General features: G+C 43.0%; 2 protein-coding genes. Both read left to right on the top strand.

The genetic code is table 11. From position 1 onward, the window contains the following. Positions 1-95: 95 nt before the first annotated feature. Positions 96-713, top strand: coding sequence for an IS607 family transposase (locus tag QUB20_RS28355; RefSeq protein WP_333244076.1), 618 nt, complete (start codon positions 96-98; stop codon positions 711-713). Continuing rightward, entirely contained in the window at positions 616-1,794 is a 1,179-nt protein-coding gene (locus QUB20_RS28350) for a transposase (RefSeq protein ID WP_333291839.1), read from the top strand. Before QUB20_RS28355 ends, QUB20_RS28350 begins: the two co-directional genes overlap by 98 nt. Positions 1,795-1,806 lie beyond the last annotated feature (12 nt).

The raw sequence follows: 1,806 nt of genomic DNA, 5'->3' as shown, positions 1-1,806 counted from the left end.
CTGATGTTACAAAGTAAACGATTTCTTAGAATATTCTGGTAAATCCTTGTAGAACCTGGCACTATGGTTGGAGAACGCAAAAATACCCCCTAGCGATGACCAGATATGTCACACCACGAGAAGCTTGCAAAATCTTGCAAGTCTCAGACAAAACCCTTAGAAACTGGGAACTTGTCGGCAAAATATCAGCAATCAGAACTCCCTCTAACCAGCGACGCTATGATATCGACAGCGTTCTCGGAACCGGACATGACCGAGTTACAGCCATCTACGCCAGGGTCAGCAGCTACAAACAGCGCGAAGACCTTGATAGGCAAGTCAGTTACCTCCAAAGCCTCTATCCGCAAGCTAAAGTCTTTAAAGACATCGGAGGCGGACTCAACTTCAAAAGAAAAGCGCTTCTTGCCCTTCTGGGACAAGTCATGTCAGGAGATATCTCAGCAGTTGTGGTCGGACACCAAGACAGACTGTGCCGGTTTGGTGGCGACCTTATCAAATGGATCTGCGAGCAAAACAATTGCCAACTCATGGTTCTCAGCAGAAACGAGTTGTCTCCAGAACGAGAAATGGTTGAAGATATCCTTGCCATCATCCACGTCTTTAGCAGCCGACTCTATGGTTTGCGAAAATACAAATCTGCTATCAAAGAAGATTCGAGTTTACCCGGAAACCAAGCTAGCAGCGAAGTGGAGGAGTTGGATTGCAGCAAGTAGATGGTGTTACAATCAAGCAATTGCTATCCTGAAAGATGAAAAAATTGGTAAGTATGACTTAAGGAAGAAAATAATGGACTCAGCCCCTAGTTGGGTGTCTGAACAACCTTACAATCCGCGCCAAATGGCAGTCTTCCAAGCTTTTGAAGCACACAAAGCAGCTAAAAAGACAAAAGGAACGGCAAAATTTAGAAGCCGTTTCGACGCATCTGAGACTATCCGATTTCAAACGTCCAATTGGAAACTAGGAACTTTTTACCCACTTTCTACTAAGGAACTAACATTCAAGTCATCGGAGCCCATTATCGAGGTAATGCAGCACGAACCGACACTTAGCTTGATTAACAGGCAATGGTTTATTTGCTATGCAATTGATGTACCAAAAATCAAGCCAATTGAGAGCGATTTAGTTATTGCTTTAGATCCGGGTGTCAGAACTTTTCTTACTGGTTTTGATGGTAGTGACTTCATCGAAATAGGAAAAAACGATATCGGTCGTATCTATCGCCTAGCAAGGCATCTAGACAAATTAATGTCCCGTATTGGAGTAAGTAAAGGGAGAGAGTTCAAGCGACTAAGGTATTGCCTGCGAAAATCAGCAGCCCCAATCAGGAGCAAGATTAAAAACTTGGTCAATGAACTACACAAGAAAGCTGCAAAATATTTGACAAGCAAGTACAAGTTAATTTTCTTGCCAACCTTTGAGACACAACAAATGGTCAAAAAAGGCAAACGCAGGTTGGCGACTAAAACGGCTAGAGCGATGGTTACGTTGAGCCATTATCGCTTTAAACAAACGTTGAAGCATCAAGCTACCAAGCATGGTGGTGTTGTAGTAGACGTGACAGAAGAGTACACATCGAAAATCTGTTCCAAATGTGGACACGTTCATTCTAAATTAGGCGGGTCTAAAATATTTAAATGTCCAAAGTGCGGACACACTCTGGACAGGGACAAAAATGGCGCTTTCAATATTTTATTGAAAGCTTTGAGAGATACCTCCTTGATAGGAGAGCTTGCTGCTTTTTCTATCTTGCCATACACGGTGATTCCTGGCTTAGTTCGGGATTTACCGGGTTAAATGTATCTGGTA

The organism is Microcoleus sp. B4-C2 (genome assembly GCF_036705265.1).
Taxonomy (GTDB): Bacteria; Cyanobacteriota; Cyanobacteriia; order Cyanobacteriales; family Microcoleaceae; genus Microcoleus.
This window is presented reverse-complemented; position numbering and strand designations above follow the sequence as displayed.

What these genes read in the sequence shown, in the direction of transcription:
- QUB20_RS28355 (WP_333244076.1), top strand. Translation starts at nt 96, where the DNA reads ATGACCAGATATGTCACACCACGAGAAGCTTGCAAAATCTTGCAAGTC.
- QUB20_RS28350 (WP_333291839.1), top strand. Translation starts at nt 616, where the DNA reads ATGGTTTGCGAAAATACAAATCTGCTATCAAAGAAGATTCGAGTTTAC.